Origin of the sequence: Bradyrhizobium niftali, assembly GCF_004571025.1 — a bacterium.
GTDB lineage: Bacteria > Pseudomonadota > Alphaproteobacteria > Rhizobiales > Xanthobacteraceae > Bradyrhizobium > Bradyrhizobium niftali.
Map to the genome: position 1 here is coordinate 90,557 of NZ_SPQT01000035.1, position 6,928 is coordinate 97,484.

Consider the following 6,928-nt stretch of genomic DNA (forward strand, 5'->3'; position numbering starts at 1 on the left):
CAACGACAACGTGCCGACGCGCACGACCGGCGTCAGCCGGTCGAGCATCGAAGGTTTGCTCCGCCGCACCGATGGAGAGCGTCATCGATGGAACGAGTTCGAACCCACCTGCTTCGACGCGACTTCGCGGTGGCGCTGCCCGATGTCAGGCGGACGCGTCGGCCGGCTCTGACATCGTCACCCGGTTCTTGACGCTCGGGCGCTCCTGCATCCGGGCGTACCAGGCGCGAAGAGCCTCGCACTCCGCGGGCACCGGCAGCTTCAGGAGGTCCGCAAAGATCAAGCCGCCGATGACCGCGATGTCGGCCATCGAGAAGGCTTCGCCGGCGACGAATGGCTGCTGTTTCAGAATGCCGTCGAAGTAGTGCATGCCTCTGACGGCCTTGTCGCGCTGACGCAAGCCCCACTCGGCGTTCTGATAGATCTCGACCTCGGGCCCAAGCCCCGGCGTCGCGTGATGAAAGTACACGCTGATCGCGTCGAGCAGCTCCAGCTCGGCGCGCTTGTTCATCATGTGGATCACGCCCTTCTCGCGCGGCGTCCTGCCGGTGAGCACGGGCGCGCCGTCGAGCGCGTCGAGATATTCGGTGATGGCGGTGCATTCGCCGATGAAGGTGCCGTCCTCGAGCTCGAGCACCGGCAGCGTGCCCGAGTAGTTCTTGGCGAGGAATTCGGGTTTCTTGTGCTCGCCCTTGCGCAGGTTGACCGACACGAATGTGACGCGCGGCCGCAGGTTCTTCTCGGCGATGGCGATGCGGACGCGGGCCGGATAAGGGCCGGTGGCCCAATCATGAATCTTCATCGTTGAACCTCTTCGCTTTTATCTACCTGCCACTTGGTAGGCAACTATAGCCTTCAAAACCTGGCGGTCAAAGCCTATCTGTCACTTGGTAGATAACGAAGCGGTGAGGCGCCGACATGAGTTCCAGCGCGCGGGAAGCCATCCTGGCGGCCGCCAAACGCACCGCACAGGCGCACGGCTATGGCGGCCTGAACTTCCGCGACCTCGCCGCTGAAGTCGGCATCAAGGCCGCCAGCATCCACTATCATTTCCCGAGCAAGGCCGATCTCGGCGCGGCAGTCGCCAGACGCTACTGGGAGGACACCGCGGCGGCGCTCGAAGCCATGCTGGCCGAAACCCAGGATCCCCTGCGCTGCCTGCACCGCTATCCCGACGTCTTTCGCAAGGCGCTCGAGAACGGCAACCGCATGTGCCTGTGCAGCTTCATGGCTGCCGAGCATGACGACCTGCCGGACGCGGTGAAGCGGGAGGTGCAGGCGTTTGCGGATGTGAATGTCGCCTGGCTGAGCAAGGTTCTGTCCGCTGCGGCGCTGGCCGGTTCCGAGGAGAGCGATCGGCGCGCACGCGCGATCTTCGCCGCTATCGCCGGCGCCCAGCTCCTGGCGCGGAGCCGGTCGGATCTCTCGCTCTACGACGCCTTGATCGACAGCTACCGCGCGGCCGGTCTGCTGCCGGCATAACGGATGGTTCCCGCGGGCCGCCCCCGATCACGCCATGAGAGTGGCGGCAATGCACGATTGCGTGCACCATGGCGGCCGATTCGAACTTCGTGGACGCCTGCGGCGCCCATCGTGGTGCCGCGGACGATTTCGGTGTCGGGGGAGGACCTCATGCGTAAGCCCGAACGCAAGCTCGGCTAGCGTTGGCCGAAATGCATCATCATGCAGCTTCTCACGATCCCGTCCTGGTCGCGTTATCGATTCTGATCGCGGCCCTCGCCTCCTATACGGCGCTGGACTTGGCGACCCGAATGCGAGCTGCTTCGGGAAGGGCCCGCCGATCCTGGCTGGCAGCCGCTGCGATCGCCATGGGCGGCGGCATCTGGTCGATGCATTTCGTCGGCATGCTGGCCTTCAGCCTGCCTGGGATCGAGATCTCCTACGATTCATTCCTGACTCTGCTCTCGCTGGTCATTCCGATCGTCGTCGCCGCTGCCGCCTTTACCGTTGTCGGACGACGCCCGCAGGCGCTGCTCGCATCCGGCTTCGCGATGGGACTTGGCATCTCCGGCATGCACTATACCGGCATGGCCGCGATGCGGATGGCGGCCCTCATCCAATATGATCCCCGCTGGGTCGTGGCCTCGATCCTGATCGCGATCAGCGCCTCGATCGTGGCGCTCTGGCTCGCCTTTCGCAACACCAACGCGGTCCAGCGGCTGTTCGCGGGCCTGGTGATGGGCCTTGCGATCTCCGGCATGCACTACGCCGCGATGCAAGGCGCCATGTTCGTGCCGACGAGCACCATGGCCCGGCAGGCAGGACATCTCGGCGTCGGTCAGGCGCCGCTCGCGTTCCTGCTCGCCGGCATCACCATCATGATCCTGAGCATCGGAATCGCGGCTGCCGTCTATGACAGGGCATCGGCGGAGCGCGCCCAACGCGAGGCCGACGCACTGAGGCGCAGCGAGGAACGCTTTCGGCTGCTGGTCGAAGGTATCGTCGACCACGCGATCTTCATGCTCGATCCGGACGGGCGCGTGGGCAACTGGAACCTCGGCGCGCGCCGGCTGATGGGCTATGGCGACGACATCGTCGGGACGAGCTACGCCATTTTTCACACCGAGGAAGATTGCGCGGCCGAGGCGCCCGCGCGCGCGCTCGTTGAAGCCGAGCGGGAGGGCAAGTCCGCCATCGAAGGCTGGCGGGTGCGCAAGGACGGCAGCCGCTTCTGGGCGGAGGCAACGATCGTCGCGATCCGGAACGAAAGCGGCGCAATCGCCGGCTTTGCCAAGATCGTACGCGACGTCAGCGAACGGAGACGGGCGCAGGAAGCGCTCGATCGCGCGCGCGAAGCACTGATGATGTCGCAGAAGATGGAGACCATCGGCCAGCTCACCGGCGGCGTGGCCCACGACTTCAACAACCTGCTGGCGGCCGTTCTCGGCAGCCTCGAGCTCTTGAAGAAGCGCCTGCCGACGGGCGATCCGAAGATCCAGCGCCTGGTGGAGAACGCGATGCAAGGCGCGGCGCGCGGCGCCTCCCTGACCCAGCGCATGCTCGCTTTCGCGCGCAAACAGCACCTCAAGCCGGCGGTCGTCGATGTCGGCGAGCTGGTGCACGGCATGGCGTCATTGCTGAAATTCGAAGCCGGAATTGCTGTCGAGACCCGGTTCCCGATGCATCTGCCGAAGGTGAAGGTCGACGCCAACCAGCTCGAATTGGCGATCCTCAACCTCGCGGTCAACGCGCGTGATGCGATGCCGGACGGCGGCCTGATCACCATCGCCGCGCACGAGGAGCAGGGCGAAGGCGGCCCTTCGAGCAGCGGTTATGTCGTGCTCTCGGTCAGCGACACGGGCTGCGGCATGAGCGACGAGATTCTCAAGCACGCCCAGGAGCCGTTCTTCACGACCAAGGGCGTCGGCAAAGGCACCGGGCTCGGCCTGTCGATGGTCCACGGACTGGCCGAGCAGTCCGGCGGCAGGCTCGTCCTGAAGAGCCGTCCCGGCGAGGGCACGACGGCCGACATCTGGCTGCCGATCGCCGAGGCGACCGTGGAGCCGGACCCGCGTACGGCGGCTCCGGCACCCGTAGCCCGGGCCAGCCGGCAGCTTTCCGTGCTCGTCGTCGACGACGACCTCCTGGTGCTCGAGAACACGGCAGCGATGCTGGAGGATCTCGGGCACATCGTGGTCGAGGCGCGCTCGGGCGACGAGGCACTGGCTTTGCTCCGCCGCACGCGCACCGTCGACCTGGTCGTGACCGACTATGCCATGCCCGGCATGACCGGCCTGCAGCTTGCCGGCGCCATCGCTGCGGAGCGCCCGGAGACGGTCATCCTCCTCAGCACGGGATACGCGGACCTCCCGAGCGACGCGCGGTCCAGCCTGCCGCGCCTGGCAAAACCGTTCGACCAGGCCGCACTTGCGAAGGCGATCGAGGCGGCGATGGGCGAGGACGAGCCGGCCGGATCCGTCGTCGCGTTCCGGCCGAAGAGCGCATGAAGGCCTGATGATGAATGGCGCGCCATCCGGAACAAAACCACGAACTCCTACACTGTTGAAACTCCTTGTGATGTTGCAAGTGCTCACGGCGCAGCGACCCTCGCCGCCGACTTCGGCCTTAAGCACGCCTCATAACTCTGCGCGCCATGGCAGCTTCGGGGTGCTAGTATCGTGAAGGCCGCAAGACCGACGCGATTGAAATACGGTCGAGACGATGGCGCGCGCAGAGACGCACTCCAAAAACAACGCCTGACCGCATTTGCGGTTCGTCGGCCGGGATATGGAGGACGCTGTGGCATGGCGCGACGACAAGGCCCGGGCAACTCTGATCCACGACGCGGCGGAAAGCGTGCAGCCGGGCAAGGCCCCCCGGACCTTTGCCGAGCTTCTGTTCGGCTACACCAATAGCGAGGATCTCGCCAACTACGATGCCTCCTCGCTCGCCCTCCTGGCGGAGCAGGCCTGGGAGCACGTGCAGCGGCGCACGGCCGGTCGTGCCGATATCCGCATCGTCAATCCGATGATGCCGGATGGGCGCGAGATCTCCGTGCTCGAAATCCTCAACGACAACATGCCCTTCCTGTTCGATTCCACCATGGCGGAAATCGCCGAGCAGGGCATCGAAGTCACCCTCGTCGCTCACCCCATCATCGCAGTGGAGCGCGATGACCAGGGCAAGCTGCTGCACTTCTACGGTGAAGCCCTCCCCGAGGGATCAAAGGGCGCGCGCGAGAGCCTGATTCACCTCCACATGACCCGCCTGGACGCCGACGCTGACCGCGACAGGCTGATTGACGGCCTCACCAGGACGCTCGGCGACGTGCGCGCCTGCGTCGTCGACTGGCGCGCCATGCGCGACCGGGTCGAGGACGCGATCAAGACTTTCTCGTCCAATCCGCCGCCGCTGCCGATCGACGAGGTCGCCGAGGCCAACCAGTTCCTGCAATGGCTGTGCGCAGACAATTTCACCTTTCTCGGCGTGCGCGAATATCGCTTCTCGCCCGAGAGCGACGTGTCGGATGACATCACGACCGCCGAGGGCCTCGGCATCCTCCGCGATCCCGATGCGAAGGTCCTGCGCCGCGGCAACGAAATGGTGGTGATGACGCCGGAAATTCGCGAGTTCATGCGCGAGCCGACCCTGCTGATCGTCATCAAGGCCAATGTGAGCAGCCGCGTTCATCGCCGCATCCGGATGGACTATGTCGGCATCAAGCTCTACGCGCCCGACGGCCGGCTCGAGGGCGAATTGCGCGTCGTCGGCCTGTTCACCTCGGGCGCGTATACGCGCTCGGCACGACAGATCCCCTATATCCGCCACAAGGTGACACGGGTGCTCCAGCGCGCCGGCTTCGACCCGAACAGCCATTCGGGCAAGGCGTTGATGCATATGCTCGAGGATTATCCGCGCGACGAGCTCTTCCAGGTCGACGTCGACACTCTCTTCAATTTCGTCATGGAGATCTTGATCCTCTATGAGCGCCCCCGCGTCCGGGCGCTGGCCCGGGTCGACAAGTTCGATCGCTTCGTCTCCATCCTCGTCTTCATTCCGCGCGACAAATACGACACCGACGTGCGCACGCGCGTCGGCGCCTTCCTGGCGCAGATCTACAAGGGGACGCTGTCGGCCTCCTACGTGTCCTTCCCCGAAGGAGCATTGGCGCGCGTCCACTACATCATCGGCCGCTATGAAGGTAAGACTCCCGCCGTCGAGCGCGCCACGCTGGAAGCAGGGATCAGCGCCATTGCCGCGACCTGGGCCGACAAGCTGAAGGCCGCGCTGGCTGCGTCGACCGATGGCATGCGGGCGCGCATGCTCGCCAATCGCTATGCCCAGGCCTTTACCGGCGGCTATACCGAGGTGTCCACGGCGGAACAGGCGATCGCCGATATCGCCACCATCGAGAAGCTCACGCCGGCCCGCCCGGTGACGATTTCGGTTCACCGCTTCGAGGAGGACGATCCCAGGCGCTTCGGCCTCAAGGTGTTTTCGGACGCCGCGCCGCTATCGCTGTCCTATCGCGTGCCGGTGATCGAAAATCACGGCCTGCGCGTGGTCGACGAACGCACCTATCAGATCGTGCCCGGCAACAGGCCCGAGCCGGTATGGCTGCACGACATGACGATCGAGACCAGCGACGGCCAGCCGATCGAGATCAGCCGGGAATTCAGCCATCGGCTGGAAGTCTCAATCATGGCGGTGGTCACCGATCGCGCCGAATCCGACGGATACAACGCCCTGATCCTGCGCACGGCCCTGGGCTGGCGGGAAGTCTCGACCATCCGGGCGCTATCCCGCTATTTGCACCAGATCCGCGCGCCGTTCACCCAGGACTATATGTGGGAGACCTTGCGCAAGAACGCCGCGATCACAGCCAACCTCGTCGCGCTGTTCCAGGCCCCCCGCGATCCGCGCCTCGTCCTTACCGATCGCGAGCGTTCGGCGCGCGAGACAACTCTGCTTGCCGAGATCGAGGAGCAGCTCAAATCCGTCGCCTCGCTCGACGAAGACCGCATCCTGCGCCGTTTCACCAATCTGGTGCAGTCGACCATCCGCACCAATTTGTGGCAGGTCGGCGAGGACGGACATCCGCGTCCGGTGATCTCCTTCAAGTTCGACGCGCGCAAGATCGATGACCTGCCCCCTCCCCGACCACTCTATGAGATTTTCGTCTATTCACCCCGCGTCGAAGGCATTCACCTGCGCTTCGGCAAGGTTGCGCGCGGTGGCTTGCGCTGGTCCGATCGGCCGCAGGATTTCCGCACCGAGATCCTCGGCCTAGTGAAAGCGCAGCAGGTCAAGAACGCCGTGATCGTGCCGGTCGGCGCCAAGGGCGGCTTCGTGCCCAAGCGCCTGCCGCCGCCCTCCGATCGCGAGGCGTGGCTCGCGGAAGGTACCGAAGCCTATCGCATCTTCGTTCGCTCGCTGCTCGAACTCACCGACAATCTCGACGGCGACG

4 protein-coding genes are annotated in these 6,928 nt (G+C 65.2%); 3 read left to right on the top strand and 1 reads right to left on the bottom strand.

All coding sequences use genetic code 11. The annotated features are described in order from the left end of the window. Positions 1–145: 145 nt before the first annotated feature. Entirely contained in the window at positions 146–802 is a 657-nt protein-coding gene (locus tag E4K65_RS40030) for a glutathione S-transferase (protein WP_135178782.1), read from the bottom strand. Between the two features lie 116 nt (positions 803–918). Here E4K65_RS40030 and E4K65_RS40035 point away from each other — a divergent pair, with 116 nt between their 5' ends. From E4K65_RS40035 to E4K65_RS40045, 3 genes are all read left to right on the top strand, one after another. Further along, a complete protein-coding gene (locus tag E4K65_RS40035) occupies positions 919–1,482 on the top strand; it encodes a TetR/AcrR family transcriptional regulator (RefSeq protein WP_135178783.1) in 564 nt (187 codons plus the stop codon). Between the two features lie 191 nt (positions 1,483–1,673). Continuing rightward, complete coding sequence (locus E4K65_RS40040; RefSeq protein WP_135178784.1) at positions 1,674–3,968, top strand: MHYT domain-containing protein; 2,295 nt, start codon at positions 1,674–1,676, stop codon at positions 3,966–3,968. A gap of 280 nt (positions 3,969–4,248) precedes the next feature. Continuing rightward, positions 4,249–6,928, top strand: a 2,680-nt coding sequence (locus tag E4K65_RS40045; RefSeq protein ID WP_167771537.1) for an NAD-glutamate dehydrogenase domain-containing protein, incomplete at its 3' end; no start/stop codon positions are given.